The organism is Nocardia sp. NBC_00565 (assembly GCF_036345915.1).
Lineage (GTDB): Bacteria > Actinomycetota > Actinomycetes > Mycobacteriales > Mycobacteriaceae > Nocardia.
The window spans coordinates 696,893-714,705 of record NZ_CP107785.1; the positions used below are offsets into that span (position 1 = coordinate 696,893).

At 64.2% G+C, this 17,813-nt stretch carries 17 protein-coding genes and 1 pseudogene; 10 read left to right on the forward strand and 8 right to left on the reverse strand.

What is annotated here, in order from left to right:
- Positions 1–681: 681 nt before the first annotated feature.
- The 5 genes from OG874_RS03545 to OG874_RS03565 all read right to left on the reverse strand — a co-directional run bounded on the left by OG874_RS03545 (position 682) and on the right by OG874_RS03565 (position 6,018).
- Complete coding sequence (locus OG874_RS03545) at positions 682–1,914, reverse strand: type II toxin-antitoxin system HipA family toxin (RefSeq protein WP_330253690.1); 1,233 nt, start codon at positions 1,912–1,914, stop codon at positions 682–684.
- The gene (locus OG874_RS03550; RefSeq protein WP_330253691.1) at positions 1,907–3,697 is read right to left on the reverse strand and encodes a DUF262 domain-containing protein; all 1,791 of its coding nucleotides are present in this window, start codon (positions 3,695–3,697) and stop codon (positions 1,907–1,909) included. Before OG874_RS03550 ends, OG874_RS03545 begins: the two co-directional genes overlap by 8 nt.
- Positions 3,698–3,890: 193 nt before the next feature.
- Positions 3,891–4,820, reverse strand: a complete 930-nt coding sequence (locus OG874_RS03555; protein WP_330253692.1) for an NAD-dependent epimerase/dehydratase family protein — start codon at positions 4,818–4,820, stop codon at positions 3,891–3,893.
- A gap of 350 nt (positions 4,821–5,170) precedes the next feature.
- On the reverse strand, positions 5,171–5,542 hold the full coding sequence (locus OG874_RS03560; RefSeq protein WP_330253693.1) for a hypothetical protein: 372 nt from the start codon (positions 5,540–5,542) through the stop codon (positions 5,171–5,173).
- A gap of 98 nt (positions 5,543–5,640) precedes the next feature.
- Positions 5,641–6,018: a hypothetical protein gene (locus OG874_RS03565; protein ID WP_330253694.1), complete on the reverse strand. Its 378-nt coding sequence runs from the start codon at positions 6,016–6,018 to the stop codon at positions 5,641–5,643.
- Positions 6,019–6,368: 350 nt separating this feature from the next.
- Between OG874_RS03565 and OG874_RS03570 the strand changes: the two genes are divergently transcribed.
- The 8 genes from OG874_RS03570 (at position 6,369) to OG874_RS03605 (ending at position 12,630) form a co-directional block, all read left to right on the forward strand.
- Positions 6,369–7,343 (forward strand): helix-turn-helix domain-containing protein, encoded by a 975-nt coding sequence (locus OG874_RS03570; protein WP_330253695.1) that lies wholly within the window; start codon positions 6,369–6,371, stop codon positions 7,341–7,343.
- Between the two features lies 1 nt (position 7,344).
- Positions 7,345–7,479 carry a DUF397 domain-containing protein gene (locus tag OG874_RS44620; protein WP_442943274.1) on the forward strand — a complete coding sequence of 45 codons (135 nt, stop codon included), beginning with the start codon at positions 7,345–7,347 and terminating at the stop codon, positions 7,477–7,479.
- A gap of 3 nt (positions 7,480–7,482) precedes the next feature.
- Positions 7,483–7,692, forward strand: a complete 210-nt coding sequence (locus tag OG874_RS03580; RefSeq protein WP_330253697.1) for a DUF397 domain-containing protein — start codon at positions 7,483–7,485, stop codon at positions 7,690–7,692.
- A gap of 199 nt (positions 7,693–7,891) precedes the next feature.
- Positions 7,892–8,437 carry a DUF3558 domain-containing protein gene (locus tag OG874_RS03585; RefSeq protein WP_330253698.1) on the forward strand — a complete coding sequence of 182 codons (546 nt, stop codon included), beginning with the start codon at positions 7,892–7,894 and terminating at the stop codon, positions 8,435–8,437.
- Between the two features lie 18 nt (positions 8,438–8,455).
- Complete coding sequence (locus OG874_RS03590) at positions 8,456–8,830, forward strand: hypothetical protein (RefSeq protein WP_330253699.1); 375 nt, start codon at positions 8,456–8,458, stop codon at positions 8,828–8,830.
- 112 nt (positions 8,831–8,942) lie between these two features.
- Positions 8,943–10,205 carry a hypothetical protein gene (locus OG874_RS03595; protein WP_330253700.1) on the forward strand — a complete coding sequence of 421 codons (1,263 nt, stop codon included), beginning with the start codon at positions 8,943–8,945 and terminating at the stop codon, positions 10,203–10,205.
- Between the two features lie 46 nt (positions 10,206–10,251).
- Positions 10,252–11,067, forward strand: coding sequence for an ESX secretion-associated protein EspG (locus tag OG874_RS03600; protein WP_330253701.1), 816 nt, complete (start codon positions 10,252–10,254; stop codon positions 11,065–11,067).
- Between the two features lie 312 nt (positions 11,068–11,379).
- On the forward strand, positions 11,380–12,630 hold the full coding sequence (locus OG874_RS03605; protein WP_330253702.1) for a cytochrome P450: 1,251 nt from the start codon (positions 11,380–11,382) through the stop codon (positions 12,628–12,630).
- Positions 12,631–12,840: 210 nt separating this feature from the next.
- Here the strand turns inward: OG874_RS03605 and OG874_RS03610 are convergent.
- From OG874_RS03610 to OG874_RS03620, 3 genes and pseudogenes are all read right to left on the reverse strand, one after another.
- A pseudogene (locus OG874_RS03610) lies at positions 12,841–13,731 on the reverse strand (IS1380 family transposase); the annotation flags it as partial.
- 238 nt (positions 13,732–13,969) lie between these two features.
- Complete coding sequence (locus tag OG874_RS03615) at positions 13,970–14,338, reverse strand: VOC family protein (protein WP_330253703.1); 369 nt, start codon at positions 14,336–14,338, stop codon at positions 13,970–13,972.
- Positions 14,339–14,391: 53 nt separating this feature from the next.
- Positions 14,392–15,588 carry an IS110 family transposase gene (locus tag OG874_RS03620; protein ID WP_330253704.1) on the reverse strand — a complete coding sequence of 399 codons (1,197 nt, stop codon included), beginning with the start codon at positions 15,586–15,588 and terminating at the stop codon, positions 14,392–14,394.
- A 1,063-nt stretch (positions 15,589–16,651) separates the two neighbouring features.
- Here OG874_RS03620 and OG874_RS03625 point away from each other — a divergent pair.
- Both OG874_RS03625 and OG874_RS03630 read left to right on the forward strand, forming a co-directional pair.
- Positions 16,652–17,086: an ester cyclase gene (locus OG874_RS03625; protein ID WP_330253705.1), complete on the forward strand. Its 435-nt coding sequence runs from the start codon at positions 16,652–16,654 to the stop codon at positions 17,084–17,086.
- 293 nt (positions 17,087–17,379) lie between these two features.
- The gene (locus tag OG874_RS03630) at positions 17,380–17,808 is read left to right on the forward strand and encodes a YbaB/EbfC family nucleoid-associated protein (RefSeq protein ID WP_330253706.1); all 429 of its coding nucleotides are present in this window, start codon (positions 17,380–17,382) and stop codon (positions 17,806–17,808) included.
- Positions 17,809–17,813: the final 5 nt, after the last annotated feature.

Here is a 17,813-nt window from a genome sequence, read left to right on the forward strand (position 1 = left end):
CCAGAGGGAGATGGCCGAAGTCAGGCTGACACCGGTCATGTTCGACCCTATCGATCGTTGAGGTCGCCCGCGGCGATCCGGTCCCCTCCGGATCGAGTTCTTGCTTCCCCCTCTCGGGGATGTCGACGGTGGCATCGCCGAACTGCGCTCGGTGCTCGACGAGGTGGTCGCCGCCAACGGCGATGGCTGCGAAACCGCGTTGTTCCTGAGGTATGACCTCGGTGAAGTGCTCGCCAGCACGGGGCAGGTCCCTCTCCGACGCGCGCACTGTGTTGAACGCGTTGTACGAGGATCTGTGCGTAGTCAACGGGCAAACAGATGATCACGATTCAGGTAGTCGAACTCCTGCGGGCGTTGCCAGCGGTCTGAACCGGCCGCGCCCTCGCTTCATGCATATCCCCGCTTGCTAGTCATCGGTCTTGATGAGACTGGATTCTTCGCGCGCAACCGGCACCAATCAGGCTCCAGGTACCCGATGGTCGTCTGCGGACTTCCGTCATCGTGCGGCACCTGTGCCATAGAGCCGACATGCGATCCCGGCCGGTCCGAAGTCCCCGTGATTACGCGGGTGGAGGCGTACGGCGAGGGGCGCTTCTGCCGACGATGTATCGCTACTGAAGCACGCCAGTGCGGGCATCTTCGGCTGAGACCGGTCATGCGGGCGCAGAGCGTCTGCACCGGTCAGGTGCCGCGCGACAGCAATCCGGCGCGAGAGGTGAGCGTCGCGTGCACCGATGCGCGCACCGGCAGATCGCCGAGTTCGTCGGCGAAGCGGGGCCATACCTGCTGGGCGCGTTCGATGGTGCTCAACGCGGTGGCCTGAAGATCCGCCGTAGTTCGAAGCTTTTGCGCGAGTCGGCCGAACTGGTGCACGCGCACCGTGTCGAATCGCCTGCTCCCCGCGAACTTCATGCCGAGATCTTCTGGGTCGGGCCCGATCTCGTAGGGCTCGGTCGCCATGATGTCGTAAGCCGGGGAGAGGGTAGGGACGCGCCGATCACGGTAGATAAGCGACCAGTTCTTCAGATGGGCGTCACCGTTCCCGATGAGGACGAAAAATACGAGCCGACGTACGAATTCGTGCAAGGCGGTGGTGTCGCGGCCACGATAGGACAGTGCCGCAACGGTTTCGAAGTTGCCGTCGTACTTCTGCGCCGGGTATACGCCGCGGATCTGGGCGAAGTCCTCGATGTGCACGAGTCCGCGATCCGCGCCGCGGTCGAATCGCCGCACGGCGTAGGCGTATTCTTCGTCGCCGGGCCAGACGCGCGCGGGCAGGCCCGCGATGTCGTCGCGATGCACCATGGTGACATCCGGAACCTCGATCCCGACGGCGGCTGCGAATCGCATCATGACGAACTCGTTGTGGGGCACTCCGGCGAATCTGCTGTCGGGTAACTTGACGATCCAATCGCCGCCTTCCCCGGTGGCGGTGCAAGTGAACTTTGCGCCGTCTCGCAACATCGAGAACTTCAGGCCGACTCCGGCCAAGGAGAACTTCCAAGGCTGATGCTCGGGATCCCGACGAGCCGGCGACGTCGACGCGGATTCGAGAACAGCCTCGATATCCGGCACGGGATGCTGGCCGTCCGGCAGAACCCGGACGGCACCTGCCAAGTCGTGGCCGACCTGCGCTAGTAGCTCCACTTCCCGCTGGGGGGCGACATCGCGCGCGGCAGCGATCCATGTACGCAGTACCCCCTCCGGCAGCAGATTGGAAAACCATGGGGGTAGAACAACATTCGAGCCGAATCGAGCACGCGGGCGCTCCTCGAAACGCAGCCCGAGCACCGGCCGGTCGATGCTGTCGAGGTATTCGTCGCAGAACTCGAACCAACTGTAGTTGTCGTGATGGAACAACCAGCCGACGTGCCGGTCATACAACCAGACAGCGAGCCGCGTTGTATCACTCATCGAGGCCCCAGTCGGGTTCGTCGATTTCTTTCGGGTCGTCGAGCCAGGCGTCGGAGTCCTGATCGTCTGGGTCGGCTCCTGAATCGTCGGGCTGTGAGCCCAATTCGGATTCCAGATCGTCTAGTACCAGATGATCCAGAGGCGGAGTGTCTTCGTATCCGTATTCCAAGCGCTGATGCATAAAGCTGTCGACTCGGTCGCGCAGGGCTTCGACGCGGTGCCGCGTGAATTCCCACGCCTTGCCTTCGGCCAGCCAAGTGGCGATGTCAGGGTCGATGACGTGCGACTCCAGGGCGCGGTTCCACTCCGTTTCGGTGACCCCGAGGGGCCGTTCGGCGAGGATCGCGGGTACTTCCGAAGGAGCCGCTTCCAGGCCCGGGACCAGCAGCCACCGTGCGGCCCAGTCCGATTTCGACGCTGTGGCCACCACCGATCGCGGCACCACCGCGGTAAGGGCCGGGCGCGGCGTCTGTGCCTCGCCGAGGGCGTCGACCAGGTCGTTGAGGTCAAGTCGCCGAGCGTCGCGCAGCGAGCGAGGGTTCTTGGACCACAGCACGCACGCGATGATTTTGCCGCTGGCGTGATTGGTGCGGAAGTGATAAGCGCTGGGCCAGTTGATTTTCTCGGAGGGAACAGCATCGAGCAGCCCCGTCAGCGTCGCATCCAGATCGCCGGGGACCACTAGCGCGCACAACGTCCTGGTCGTTCCGGCCACGCCGCCGGGAAATAGGGTCGTCCCTGCCGCCGCGGCCCGCCAATACCAGCGGCGCAACAGTTGGGTTTGCCGGTCGTCGAGTTCTGGGTGATGGCCGAATACCCTGGTCAGCACCACCAGGAGATGTCGGTAGGGCAAGAATGCGAAATGTGGTGTGTCCGCGTGCAACTGGAGAAACTCTACGGCGCGATCCAATGCTGATTGCGCCTCGCGATAGGCCGTTTCAGCATCCTCACCGGGGAACTCGCCGGAGCGGCGGTCGGCGAATTCGGTGCGCATCTCGCGCGTCACATCGGGCCCGCGCCGGGCAAGGACGGCCTTGAAGATGGTGTTGCCGTCAACCACCCCGAAGTCCAGATCGGCGGAGATATGACCGATGATGTCCTCGATCGCGGTCGATGCGCTACGCCCGGTTCCGGTCGGTACCGGATGCAGGGCGGTGAACACCTCGGCGCGGGTGAGGCGTTTGCCGTAGCTGTTGAGGCGATCGAAGATGTCGCGCAACACTGACTCGTCCTGCGTTTCCACGACCGATGCCGGGATCTTGAACTGGCGAATCTTTGTCGCCGCCACGGTGGCAGCGTCGAAGTACTGCATGGCGTCGGGAAAGTCGCGGAACCAGGCCATCAGCTGCGGGAGGTCGAACAGCAACGGTAGCGGAATGGTGAAGGGGCGGGCGCCCGCGGTCGGCACGATCTGCCCTGTTACCGGGTCGAAACTGAGTGCGAATCGCTCATCACCCACTGACGCCGCGGATAGCGCGTTCGCCAGTGTGGTGACTCGTTGTTGGCCGTCCACCACCCACAGCGCGTTATCCATCTGGGGTGCGTCGATGCGCAGCGCGCCGAGTGTGATGTGCGCGGCGTCCGCCGGTCGAGCCCACAGCAGCAGGCTGCCGAGCGGATAGCCTCGGATAATGCTGTCGAACAGGCGGCGCGCGTCCTCTATGCCCCAGCGGAACGGGCGTTGGAATTCCGGAATTCGAATCTTCCCGTCGCGCACCATCGTCACAATGGCCTCGACCTCGAAAACGTGTGCGGTCGGTGTCGTGCCCAGACTCATAGTCATCGTCAGCCCTTCTCCTCACCCCGCCAGCCGAACGTATCGCACCTGACAGAACGTTTCCGTGGTCGGACCGCGGCTGTTTCGCTGGTAGGAACCAACTTATCAATGACTGTCAGCACTGCTGCCGCACCGCACCGCTGGGGTCGGCTCGATGTTCCGGCTTCTACTAAGTAGCGCGGCAGCTCGGGCGGAGGGGTCACTGCGGGCGCAGGATGGTGCGCATCCAGTCGAGGGTGTGGTGTAGGCCGTCGGGTAGGGGGGTGGTGGGTTGCCAGCCCAGGAGGGCTCGCGCGTGAGTGAGATCCGGGCTCCGTGCGGTGACCTCGGTAGTGCGGGCGGGGGCGACCTCGAGCCAGCCGCTGCCCGCGAAATCGATGACCGTACGCGCGAACTCGGCTAGGGTGACCACGTTCGGGCCGCCGATATCGACCGGCCCGGACGCTTCGCTGTCGAGCATCGCGACCATGGCCTCGATCGTATCGGCCACGTAGACGAATGATCGCGTGTCACCGTCGATGACCTGCAGGGTCTGATCGCGCAGAGCGGCAGCGCAGCACGAGGCCGTGACGCGGCCGTCGCCCGGCCACAGGTGTGGACCGTACACCTCGAAGGGCCGGACGATGCCTACGTTCGCGCCTCGATAGTGGCGGGCGACGGCCTCGGTGACGTGGCTACCCGCAGTGTGCGCGCCGAAAATGCTTGCCGGGCCGATGTTTCCGAGGTGCGGTCGGTGTGGCGGCCCGAGGTTCGATTCGCTGTAGATCTCGGACCCGGACGCCACGACGATGCGGGCGCCGCAACTCTTGGCCAGGTCGAGCGCGGCCAGGGTGCCGGTCGACGCCGCCCGGAGGATATCGACCGGCCACCGGGCGGTGGCTTTCGGGCCGCCCGGGCACGCGAGATGCGCGATGTGCGTGACGGCGGCGAGGTCGGCGAACGCGCCAGGCGCGGTCACATCGGCGGTACGGAGGGTGAATCGTGGGTGTGCCGTGAGGTTTTCGACGGTGGCCATTCGGCCGGTGCTCAGGTTGTCGATCGCGGTGACCCGATACCCGCGCTCGAGCAGCACGCGGCACAGGTGGGAGCCAAGGAAACCGGCGCCCCCGGTGACGACAATGTGGTTCACGACGGCATCTCCCATGGGCGGCGTCCGCGTGCGGAGTCGGGTGTGATGTGTCCGGCTGCGACCAGCGTGGCGAACGCGGCACGCTTTCGGGCGCAGTCGTGTTCGCGGTGCAGTCGCATCGCGCGATGGGCATCGTCGAGCGTCAACGGTGGGGAGGGCAGGTCACATGTCCACGCCGCCGGCCACTGGACCGGACGCAAGGCGCAGCGCGCTCGGACCGGACGGCGTGCGGGAGCTGGGCGGCGCGGCCGGTCGACTGGCCACACGCACCCCAGGGCGATCACCGCGATAACGCATCCGGCGAGTACCGCAAACACACTCGACACCACGTGCCACGGGGCCACGGCCACTCACCCCTCCCGGCTGTCGCCCGAGCGCGGGCGCATATCGCACGCCAGCTCGCGCAGTCCGTCCAGAACCTGGTGCAAGGTCACGGGTTCCGGTGCGCCGCAGGGAAATAGTGCACCGGCGGTGGGACCCGGCGGTGGCGGGGATGACGCAGGGGCGGTGGGAAATTCGATGCCACGCCGATGCGCGCGCTCGCGCGGACTCAACGTCTGCGGCGCGATCCGGCCGTAATACACGAGTGTGCGGTAGGCGACCCACTTCCACGCGCAGCGGTGGATCCGGCACTCCCGGTGCCGCCGCATCAGCCGATGGGCCAAGTCGATTTCGGCACTGCCGCAGATGCTCGGCGGGGTGCGGATCGACTCCGCGCTCACCAGGGCGCCAAGTCTTTCCGGCTCGAGGTGACCGTCGTCGCCTGGGACGGGCCGAAGGCCACCTTCGGTCGACCAATGCTGGGGTTGACTCGGGGAACTCATCGCGCGGCCCCCGCCTCGACGCCCGGCGCGGGCTGCGCACTGCGCACCCACGTGCTCGGCGGGGAAACCGTTTCCAGGTCGCACCCCGCATCGCAGACCAGGGCGGGCTGGTCGTTCACCTGCGCCAGATCGAAGACGACGATGACCTCGACGCCGAGCCCGGCGGCGATGCCGAGGGCGTACCCGATCGGGTCCGGATCGTCGGCCGGTGGGCGAACCGTGTACACGTACCGGTAGCCCAATGCGCAGGCGTGCCGGTGTATTTCGTTGGCATGGCGAGGCGCGTGCAGCCCGGAGACATCCGCGCGGATGAACCCGATGGCTTTCGGCCTGCCGGTGGTTGGTGGCGGTTCGATAGCTTGCGTGTGTGGCATGAGACTCCCCGGAACCTGTCGATGTGCGAGATCTGCTGAGGCGTCCGGGGAACGGGCAACAACGAATCAGCACGGTTGCCAGGTCGGCTCGCGAGGGTGGTGCCGAGCCGAGAGGCATACCGCCGATGTTGTTGCAGTTCCGACAGATTCGGGTGTTTCGAGAGCTCCGACCTGCGGTGTCACCCGAACGCCGGGACCAAGCACACCACCGATCGAGCGCGAAGTCAGCTCAATCGGGTACCCGATCAGAATTCATCCAAAATCACACGACCCGACCCGATAATGCGGTACAACTGACCCGATTGCGTGACCGATTCAATCCGTTTCCGCGACAAGGGGGATAGAAGATTATGACCAGCACCGACGCCGACACGGACGCCGTACCCAGCTCGACGTTACCGCGACGCCAGCTCGGCCGATTCCTGCGCGACCGGCGCGACGCAAACGGCTTCACCGTCGCCGCCGCCGCGAAGCTGGTGGACCTGTCCGCCTCAGCCTTGCAACGGATCGAAGCGGGACAGACCCAGAAGGTACGTAAGCAGGATGTCCGGGCCCTGTGCGAGCTTTACGACGTCGGACCCGATGACACCGACGCCGCCGTCGGCTTGGCGGCGATGGCCAGGACGCAGAGCTGGTACCACGCGTATGGCGGCTTGTACTCCAGCGCGTACAACATGTACGTCGGGCTCGAAGCAGGTGCGCAGCAACAGATCACCTACCACGAACATGTCCCGGGCCTGCTGCAAACAACCGACTACGCCCGCGCCATCATCGGTGCATACCCTGGATTCAGCAGCCGCGACGATATCGATCTCCGGGTGGAACATCGACTGAGGCGACAGGCCATCGTCACCCGCAAGACCAACCCGGTGGAGCTGGAAGTTCTACTGCACGAGTCGGCACTGCATCGGGTGGTCGGTAGCCGCAGGATCATGGCGGCGCAGCTCCGGCACCTGGCCGAGATCTCGAAGCTACCCAATGTCACGTTGCGGATACATCCCTACGATGCGGGCTTGGCCTGGGGAATGCCATATGGCATGTTCACTCTTCTGTCGTTCGAGACGAGCACCAAGGGCGAGCCGGTCGAACCACCTGTTGTTTTCATGGAGGGAGGACCGACCCAGGACGTCTACCTCGAGAAGCCCGAGGAGGTACGGCTCTATAGTGAACTTGCAGGGGCCATTCGGAGCACATCGCTGGATGAAAGACAGACCCGGGAGCTGATTCGCCGGGTAACGAAGGAGCTTGAGCGTGACCAACATCGACCTATCCAGAGCCCCCTGGTTCAAGAGCAGCCACAGCGGCAGTCAGAGTGCTTGCGTTGAGGTGGCGTGGCTCGACGGCGGCGAGGTCGGCGTCCGCGATTCGAAGAACCCGACCGGTCCAGCGTTGGTCTTCACTCCCAGCGAGTGGGACGCGTTCGCCGCAGGCGTGCGAGAGGGCGAATTCGAGGGAGTGTGAAGCGTGAAAGCTGATCTATCCGGGGTGAACTGGTTCAAGAGCAGCCACAGCGGCGGCCAGACCGACTGTGTTGAGGTGGCGTGGCTGGCGGGCGGCGGTGTCGGCGTTCGTGATTCGAAGAACTCGACCGGTCCAGCGTTGGTCTTCACTCCGGGCGAGTGGGACGCCTTCGCGGCGGGCGTGCGAGTGGGCCAATTCGACCGACCAGCCTGACCATCACTCCAACTGAATCACAGCAGCGGCCGAGTGCTCGACTGCCGGCCCCATAGCTCGACGGTGCGCACGGCACCACCGTACGCACTGCTTCACCGGTCGATGTCGATCATCGGTGGAACCGAATGGGTGCCCGCCGCGTCCTACACTACGAGCACAACTATTGGGTGGCCCGAGGGGAGCAGTGGTGGGACGACGGATGACCGCTGCGGTAGCGGTGCTGGCAGGGGTGTTCGTGGTCGCCACCGGGTGTGACTCGGCGAACGGTGGGACGGCAACAACGGTCTCGACCACAGATAAGGCGGCGGCGACTGCGGCGCTATGGGATCCGTGTACCCAGATCAGTGACGAGACCCTGCGGCAGGTTGGGGTGGACCCGTCGACACGGGGCAACACAATCTCTGGAGTGGAGAACGTTGAGGGCTGGAAACTGTGCTCATGGCACGATAAGCCTTCTCGATGGGACTACGCGCTCGGAGTGTGGTCCACCACCCACACAATCGACGAGTCGAAGAAAGATGAAAACAATGTGGACTTCGCTGATATCTCTATCGCTGGCCGAGAAGGCGTCCAGTTCCGTCGGAGAGAAGATCGTAATGATGAGATCTGCTATATCAGCTTTCCGTCTAGCGGTCAGGCGATAGATATCTCTGTCTACAAAACGGTATTGACGAAGGACAATCGAGGTCCGTGTGTCATCGCTGCCGCAGCGGCGGAGATATTGGTGCCAATCTTCCCAAAATGAGAGACTGAAGGTACATCGATGGGCATGCAAGAGGATATTACTCTGTGGCAGTACCTCTCCGGGGAAGCGAAGGCGGGGAACTTGTATCTCGATGATTCTGTAGCCAAGCGCTGCCGCACGGCGATCGATAATCAGATCAATGTTTATACAGAGTGCTTGGAAGAAATTCAACAGATGGCCCGTGTAACAGGTCTGGGTGAATTCGCATGCGGTAAAGAGCTTGCCAAGCTGCTCGGATTGAAGGCTGTCGACCCCGAAGGTGACGGTGATCTGAACACCGCTCTGAGAGACCACATCCGTGTCCTCGGACTCATGGGTGATGCCATCCAATCCTCGCTGGACCGCCTGCAAGAGCAGGACACCAGCAACGCGCTAGACTTCGGTCGGATCTGAATCACGGGGGTGCGGGGTGTTCGGTCTGCCATCATTCGAATCCATTGTCGTCAATGTCGGCACGATGATTGCGCACGGCCCGCTCGGCGCAATTGCCGCCGGTGCCAATGATATGAATCAATCGGCTGCGGCGGTGGCTGCGGCACTGGGTGAGCAGAGCCCGGAGTCCATCGCGGCGCGCAACCGTATCAAGGATTTGACCGATAACCATTTCGAGGGCGAGTTTCATAATTCGCGGATTCCGGAGTCTCTGTTCGGGAATGTTCGGACCGAGGATCTGGATGAGCTGTACCGGAAGACGCAATCGATCGATGTCGGTGTCATGACGACGCTGCAGCAAATGTGGAAGTCGCGGGCGGATAAACTCGGGACCGGTCTCACCCAGTTCGGCCCGGAAATATGGTCGGCAATGGCGGAGTCCTGGTCGGGGGCGGCCAGCCAGGCCGCGGCTCAGGGAATTATCGATTATGTGAACAAGGCCCAGAACATGGTGTCGGCCACGAAGATCGTCGCCGACAAAGTCGAGATCGTGACCTCCGCGGTCGAGCTGACGAAGTCCAATGTGCAGCCGAAGCCGGATACCGGGTGGGCCAGCACCGTCGCCGGGTGGGTGCCGGGTCCGACGTGGAAGATGGACCGCAACCGAACCGATGCCGCCGAGTTGGCCACCTATACCGTGCTCGAGCAGGTCTACCAGCCAGGTATTCGGGAGGGAGATACTTCGCAACCGCGAATTCCGTTGGCCTACAACCCGGTTCACGATCCTGGCACTGTTGCATCGGTGCCGCCGCCGTCTGGTTGGCAGCCCGGTCCGGGTGGACCTTCGCCGTCCGGCGGCTCGGATCCCGATGACGGCGGCTCGCCGGGCGCAAGCGGGGAACCTGGTGACACGACCCCGGCAGGCGTGGATCAGCTTGCGGCACTGGTGAATCAGCCGGGCCTCGGATCCGGGGACACGACAGCAGCGGGGCTCGACGCGACGCCGACCTCGACCGCACCCGCTGGTCTGAGCCCCGATACGAGTACGGGAACTGGTCCCGGATCCACCGGCTCGGGCCTCGGGAGCGCTGTCCCGGGTGGCTCGAGCAGCGCTGTCCCCGGCGGTCCGGGCCGCTCGATTCCCGGTCCGGGTACAAGTGTCCCCGGCGTGGGCTCCGGCGTCGCCGCTGCGGGCGGCGGCAATGCCACCACCCGCAGCGGTATGTCCGGTATGGGCGGGATGTCGCCCGGCGCGCGTGGTAAGGGTGACGACGATAAGGAGAAGGGGAAGTCGGCGGTGGCCGAGGCGATGGTGACCCGCGAGCACGGTGAGGAATTGACCGGCATGGATGCGGAGCATCGCCCGAAAACCGTGCCGCCCGTGTTGGGTGAATGACGGTCCAGGTTGATGACGGTGTGCGGTGAATGATGGTGCGCGGCAGATGACGCCGCAGATGTGGTCGATATCGGCACTGGAGCTGACCGTGCTGTGGCATGCCATCGGCAGGGACGTGCTGCCGTACCCGCTGCGGTACCGGCCGACCGAGGACACCGCCGAGGCATACGAGCGTGCCTACAAGGCCTCCGCCTCCGGGGTGCGGGCGATATTCGACGAGGATATGTACGGTCCGCTGCGGGTGCTGGTCGAACCGGAGGCCAGGATCGAGGTCGCGGGATTCGCCGGTACGCCCCGGGGTGTGCTGCCACGCGAGGACGCGGACCCGGCCGCGCTGGTGCGTATCCACGCCGCTGTCTCTGGTCGCAGCGCGGTGATCCTGACACAGGAACCGACACCGGATCCGAACCGCGGCGGCACCGTGCGGATGGTGCTGGTGGGGGCACATACGGTGGCCCGCCGCGTGCTCGCCGCCCTGCCGGAGGCGCCGCGCGGCACCGGTGCGGGCTTCGAGATCAACCGCGCCGACCTGGACGGCGACGATGATCGGCCGTTCACCGGGTTCTCCGATGACGCGCCTCGTTCACGGCGCACCGAGGTGGAGCGGTTTTTCGAACGCCGCCGCACCACGGTCGCGCATATCGCCGTGTACGCGGGCGGCGCGTTCGACAACCGGCCGACGCGCAAGCGCGACTTCCACATCATGGACTACCCGGAGGGCCGCTACCGTGTCGGCGCCACCGCCGCCATACACGCCGCCCCGGCCGCCACCGCCGAACTGGGCCCGCACCTGCAAAGCCTGCTCGACCGAACCTTGCGGGAGTATCGCGAGGACAACGACCCGACCTACGAATACACCTAAGAGCGTCAGCGTGTCGGTGTCGGCGAGCGCTTCGCCGGTCGCGGCGATCACCGAACTGATCCACGCCAACGAAACCGCCAGTCACACATAGTGAATGGTTACACACGTGTCTCCGACGGTGCGTAAACCGTTGCAGGAGTCCTGCCTTCGGTCACATTTGCCAAACTGCGGCAAGTATCGACGCTGTCGGATTTACTTGCTGTTATGTCCTCCAATTCCGCCGCTGTCACCGGGCTGCCCCCGGTGGTCACAGGCCGCCTCCGTAATACCAAGCGCTTCGTTACCGACCCGATTACATTCCTCTCCGACTCTATGACTCAGCACGGCAACGTGTTTCAGTTCCAGCTGATCAACGGGAACATGGTCGGGATCACCCATCCGCACCACATCAAGTACATCTTGCAGGAACGCATGGCGAACTTCACCCGCGAGACTCAGATGTACGACATCATCGAACCGTTCATAGGGCGCGGGCTGGCGTCCATCGCCGACCACAACCGGTGGCGACGCAACCGGCGCCTCGTCCAGCCCGCCTTTCACCACAAGAAGATCAATGCGCTCAGCGAGATCATGGTGGCCGAGATCGACTCCATGTGTGACAAATGGGCCGAACATGCGCGAGCCGGCCGGACGATCAACGTCGGCGAGCAGATGAGCCATCTCACCCTGCGGATCGTGGTGCGGGCGCTGTTCGGATTGGATCCCCAAGGCCCGGAGGTCACCGGCTTTTCCAACGCGACGCAGCGGTTGAATGCCGAATTGGGGAAGTTCGTGCGGATGCCGTTGGTCCCCTTGAAGTTTCCGACGCCGAGCCACCGACGCTTCTGGCGGGCGATCGCCGATATGGATGCCATCGTCTACGCGGTGATCAACAAATTGCGCGACACCGACAGCAGCGGCTTGCTGGCCATGCTCATGAACTCCACGGACGCTGATACCAACGAGAACCTCACCGACAGGGAGTTGCGCGACGAGGTCGTCACCATGCTCTTCGCCGGTCACGAGACCAGCTCCTCGGCTCTGACGTCCACCATTTTGCTTCTGCAATTGCATCCGGAGGTTCGTCAGCGGCTGCGCGATGACGTCGACACCGCATTGCCCGGCGGGCACGCCACCATGACCGACCTGCCCGCGCTGTCGTACAGCAAGCAGGTGATGGAGGAGGTGTTGCGGCTCAAACCGCCGGCATGGATGGGACAACGCCGCGCCGACGAGGAAGACGAGATCGGAGGCTACCGCATCCCGGCAGGTACTCCGGTGATGTTCAGTTACTATCACGCACACCGGAACCCCGAGTGTTGGGACCAGCCGGACACCTTCGACCCAGACCGCTTCACCGCCGACGCGGTCGCCGCCCGTGACCGGAACGTGTACCTGCCCTTCGGCGCGGGCGGACACCTCTGCATCGGCAACGCGTTCGCGATGATGGAGATGCAGCTCGCGCTCTCGACCATCATGCGGCGATTCGAATTGACCATCGAGAACCCGGACCTCACCCCGACTTCCGCGCTAACCCTTAACACCAAGTTCCCGGTTATCGCTACGCTGACCGAACGGCAATAGCGCTGCGAACAGTGCGGTTCGAACCGCTGGCGAATCCATGACTTCGATGGACTCGCCGGGGCGGTTCGATGCTGTTGCCGGGTCTATTTCCATCCCCGGCCGCTTGTGTAGTTCGGTCAGGTCTGATTGCTCGTGCCGCTCGCCATCTGCGGGTTTGCCGAAACCTCGGAGATGAATTGCGGCGCAATGAGTCTGGTGTGTTGTTCAGATTCAAGCGGTCATCGCAACACTGTCCTGTTGGAGTGAGCCTAGATGATGGTCGAGGACTTCGGCGGGGGTTCGCCAGCCGAGGGTCAGCCCGGTGGTCGGGGCGGATCGGGGTAGATGCAGCCGGGTTCTTCGTGCGTGGCGGGCGATGCGGCCGGGCAGTGAGAACAGGTGCAGCCGTTGCGTTTTCGGTTCCCAGCGGCGAGCTTCGTGGTGTGTGAGTGCCAGCATCTGCATCCAGGCGGTGAGGTCGAGCGCGAGCGTGACCAGCGCAACCCAAATCTGGTTCGCTGCCAAGGATTTGAAGGGCAGGTTACACATCCCGGTGTCCTTACCGGCTTTGATGCGATTCTCGAAGCGAGCCCTGCGGCGGTGCCGAAGCTCGAGATCGGGCAGTTGCCCGCGGCCGGTGTTGGTGACGAACGCGGTCAACCGCAGCCCGTCGACGTCGGCGAACCGCAGCTGTGCGCCGGGGTGGGGACGTTCTTTCCGCGCGACCAGCCGCATCCCGGTCGGCCAACCGGAAAGGTCGAGCATGTCGGTGATTTCGGCGACCCACGCGCCCTTGCGCATTGCCATCGGCATCGTAGGCGGGGGTCCACACCTTCTTCGGGACCTTGTTCACCGCCTCGACGATGGTGTCGGTAAGGGTGAATCCGAGCGAGTATTGCGCCCGCCGGGCATGGCAGTAATCGACGAGCTTGTGCGTGCCGCCACCAGCGTCGGTGCGCACCAACACTTTCCGGTCCACTCGCCACGACGCCCGCCACGGCAACAGCGCTTCGGCGAGGACTGTTTTGTGGTCGGCGGCGGTGTTCGCGCCGGAATGCCGGCGCGCAGCAGGATCGCGGCGGGTTCGCCGGTGCCGTCGACGCCGTGGTCGATGAACGCGCACTAGTGAGCTTGCAGCGGCCATTCGAACCACATCGCTGGATGAGAGACAGTCCCGGGAGCGGCGGCCGGACGGGAGCAGTGGTGGGACGACGGACGACAGCGGCGGTAGCGGTGCTGGCAGGGGTGCTGGTGGTCGCCACTGGGTGTGGGACGACGAACGGGGGGGTGTCCCTATGGTTTTCGTCAAGGTGGAGCGGGGTGCTTGCGGATGTCGGTGAGCTGAGGTGCGGGCTGGTGCCTATGGCGGCGGGGTGCAGGTCGTGATGCAGAACGGGTGGCCTGCTGGATCGAGTAGCACTCGCCAGCGCGGGTCGGGTTGCGTGGGTGCTGGTTTCGCTCCGATCCGGAGCGCGCGCAGCTGGCATTGGTCCAGGTCGGTGTCCGCGGCTAGGTCGAGGTGGACGATCGAGGTTCCGGGCCAGGATGGTGCCGTGTAGTCGGCGACTTTCTGGGCGATCATGGTGAGCCCGGAAGGGATGCGGATCCCGGCGCTGCCGTCGTTGTTCCATAGGAGGCGCCCGCCGAGCAGTTCGATATAGAAACGTGCCAGGGCCTCGGGGTTACCGCAATCCAGGGATATCCCGGCCAGTTGTAAGGGCTCTGTCATCGACCAACTCCTGTGCTGCTGCCCGGGTGGAATCCGCTCGCGCCATGGTGGCATCACGTCGTCGCTGGTGCCAGCGTATTTCGGTAGGGCTCTTTGGTTTTGAGCATGGCGTAGAGGACGTCGCAGCGGCGCCGGGCCAGGCAGATGAGGGCGGCGTTGTGTTTCTTGCCCTCGCCGCGTTTGCGGTCGTAGTAGGTGCGGCTGGCTGGGTCGTGTAGCGCGGCGAACGCGGACAGGAACAAGGCCCGTTTGAGTTTGTGGTTGCCCGATCGGGCCGGGTGCTCGCCGCGGATCGAGCTGCCGGAGCGATGGGTGACCGGAGCGATTCCGGCGTAGGAGGCGAGGTGGCCGGCCGAGGCGAAGGCCGAGCCGTCACCGACCTCGAGCAGAATGCGAGCGCCGGTCCTGACTCCGACGCCGGGCATCGAGGTCAGGACCTTGGCAAGAGGGTGGTCATCGAGCATCTCCTCGATGTCGGCGGCGACTTGGTGTCGTTGCAGCAGAACATTTTTCAACGAGTTAGCCAGCTTCGGCAGCACGATCTCAGCGGCGTTGGATCCGGGAACTGTGACCGTCTGGGCGGGCAGTGCGGCCAGGATTTCCTCGACCAGACGCGCGCCCATGCGAGGTGCGTGTTTGGTCGCGATCGTGGTGAGTTTGCGTCGGCCGGCGGCGCGGATTCCTTCAGGTCCGCCGCACCGCGACAAGATTTCCAGGACGGCCGGGTGCGCTACTCGTGGGCCGAGGACCCGTTCGAGGGCGGGGTGGATGCTGGTGAGCAGGCCTCGGATGCGGTTGCTGGTGCGGGTCGCTTCGCCCGCCAGGTCGTCGTCGAAACCGACGAGGACCCCGAGCTCGGTGAGGGTTTCATCGCCGGTGTCGACCCGGCGCAACGTGTGGGGCATGGTGCGGGCCGCGTCGGCGATGATGTGGGCGTCGCGGGCATCGGTCTTGGCTTGACCGGGGTAAAGGTCAGCGATGCGGCGCATCGACAGCCCGGGCAGATAGGCCACATCGTGGCCGCAAGCGCGGGCGACGGTGACTGGTAGGGCGCCGATGGTGTTGGGCTGGTCGACCACGATCAGCAGCGGGCCGCGGGTGGCGAGCTGGTCGAACACCGCCCGTAGGCGGGTCTCGTCGTTGGGTAGCGCTTTGTCGAACAACCGCTTCCCGGCCGGGTCGAGACCGACCGCGTGGTGTTCACCTTTTCCCACGTCAATGCCGCAAAACACGGCATACGCCTGTGTCACTTTGCAGTTCCTCATCGCATCGAAACGCTCCGATACGGTCGCCCGATCTGGCGTCAACGCCCGGCACCCACGTTACGAAGAGACCTACGAGCAGCCCTGTCCCCATCAGCGGTCCGTCGACGCCACCAGTACCCGGCGACACCACCCCCCGGATCATGAGTGCGACAGGGGGAAGAAGTCATACCGGGACCGGCGACCGTGAGCCCGTTGGGGCTCACGAAAAAGGTAACGGGGGGGACCGCTTCGCAGCGTGGCTGCGGGATTGTCGCGCAACCGATTCGGTGATTGCTCCAGATACAGGCTCAGCCAAAGTGATTCCCGTTAACGGATCGCTGAGCGGCAACCGTCAATGCCGATGGGTTACCAGTTCGATTGCCAGTCAGCGTAATTCCCGTAAGCGGGATCGTTGACCGGTCAAACGTTGAATCCGGAAACCGCCGTTTGAGTAGCGAAAATGCGCTATTCCCGCAGAAGATCCTCCAAGGCGTCGATTCCGCGGTTGGCGCGTACCGGCAGCATAACTGGTCCGATTACACGGCTGGGAGCACTTGACTCGCGCGCCAGGACGGCACTCAGATCTTCGGTGCCGACTGCTCGACTCGACGTGAGTTAACTAAATATTAGCCATGACTGCTGATGTTGCCCGCTCCGTGCGTCAACCCGCGCCGCCGCCATCACGGCGTTCCCGTCCGAGGCTCCTCACGGTCGACCCCAAACCAAACTTGTTGAGCTATCAACCCACAGCTAGAAGTCGTGCGAGCGCGGGAAAGGCCCGCAGCAGTCTCGGTTGCCCCTTACCTTGCGCGCGAAAGAGGCGCACAATGATTGCGATACACCGGTTTCAGGGTTTGTGATCGACGGGTAGCTGGATGTCCGCTGACAAGCATTCGGACGGGCATCCGCCGTAGTGACAGCGTCCATATACAGGGTCGCGGCGCCTGGATTCACTGTTGGCATCGCGGCCGCGCTCCACACCACACTCAACGCCGGGCACCGCGAATGCTGCCTGTAGCGACTACGGCCGCCCCCGCCAGTTCGGCACTATCAATCGATAGGAAGCGCCATGTCAGAGCAGAACAAGGCCGCCGCCAAGCGCGTCTTCGACGCATGGAACATGCGAGATCTCGATGTATTCGACGAGGTGATTGCGGCTGACTGCATCAACCACGATCCACAGAACCCGTTCGCCGATGTCCATGGTCCCGACGGCTTCAAAAGGCTCGTGCAGATGTATCTCGCCGCGTTCTCGGATCAACGGTTCTTGCTCAACGAACAGATCGCCGAAGGCGATTTCGTCACTACCCGATGGACGGTGACAGGCACCAACGACGGCGAGATGATGGGCATGTCCCCGACAGGCAAATCAGCGGTCGTTCAGGTAATCACAATCAATCGCTTCCAGGACGGCAAGATCGTCGAAAGCTGGGCATGTTGGGACACGCTCGGGATGATGCAGCAACTCGGTGTCGTCCAGTCGGCGCACTCTGCAACAACCTGACAGGGTGATGACAACATCTCAGTCCTGAGACTGCGACGACGATGCGGTGACCACACACGATTCACCTGGGATGGGCGAGAGTCGCTGCCCTCGTGACGGATTGGAGGCGGTGCGTCGAACTAGCTCGCTCCGGTAACAGTCGGGGTGAGCCTACTCAGCTCGAGACCGACCGACCTCGACCTGGTTGTGGGCGTGCGGTATTCCAGCACGTGACCGGTGGTTGACGACCTGATACGTTTGCGAAAACCTGCGGAATCGACGCGGGCGCAAGATGATCGGGTGGTTGGGGCGGAATGGCTGAGGACACCGAAGAGTTGGCCGCGCGGATCAAGCGGATCAACGAGGCGACCGAACAGGTACGAGGGCGTGCGCGGTCCGCAGACGGCGCTGTCTACATCGAGACCGATGCCCGTGGGGCGATTACGGATCTGCGGCTCGCACCCCATGCTGTGGAGCATGGAATGAACCGACTGGCGATGCTCATCGCCGATCGGCATCGGGCGGCGTTTGCGAATGCCGAAGCCGAGGCGCAGCAGATCTTCACGGAGCTGTCGCAGGAGCAGCCGCGCTTGGACGGCCGGTCCGGTGACACCCGGCGCGAACGGGCGCCGATTTGGGGCTCGGAGCAGTCGGCCGCGCCGCCGACGTATGTCCCAACGCATCGCCGCGGTGACAGCGGCACTGGCCGTAGTTCGTTTGGCGACCACAAATACGTCGTCTGAGGTCG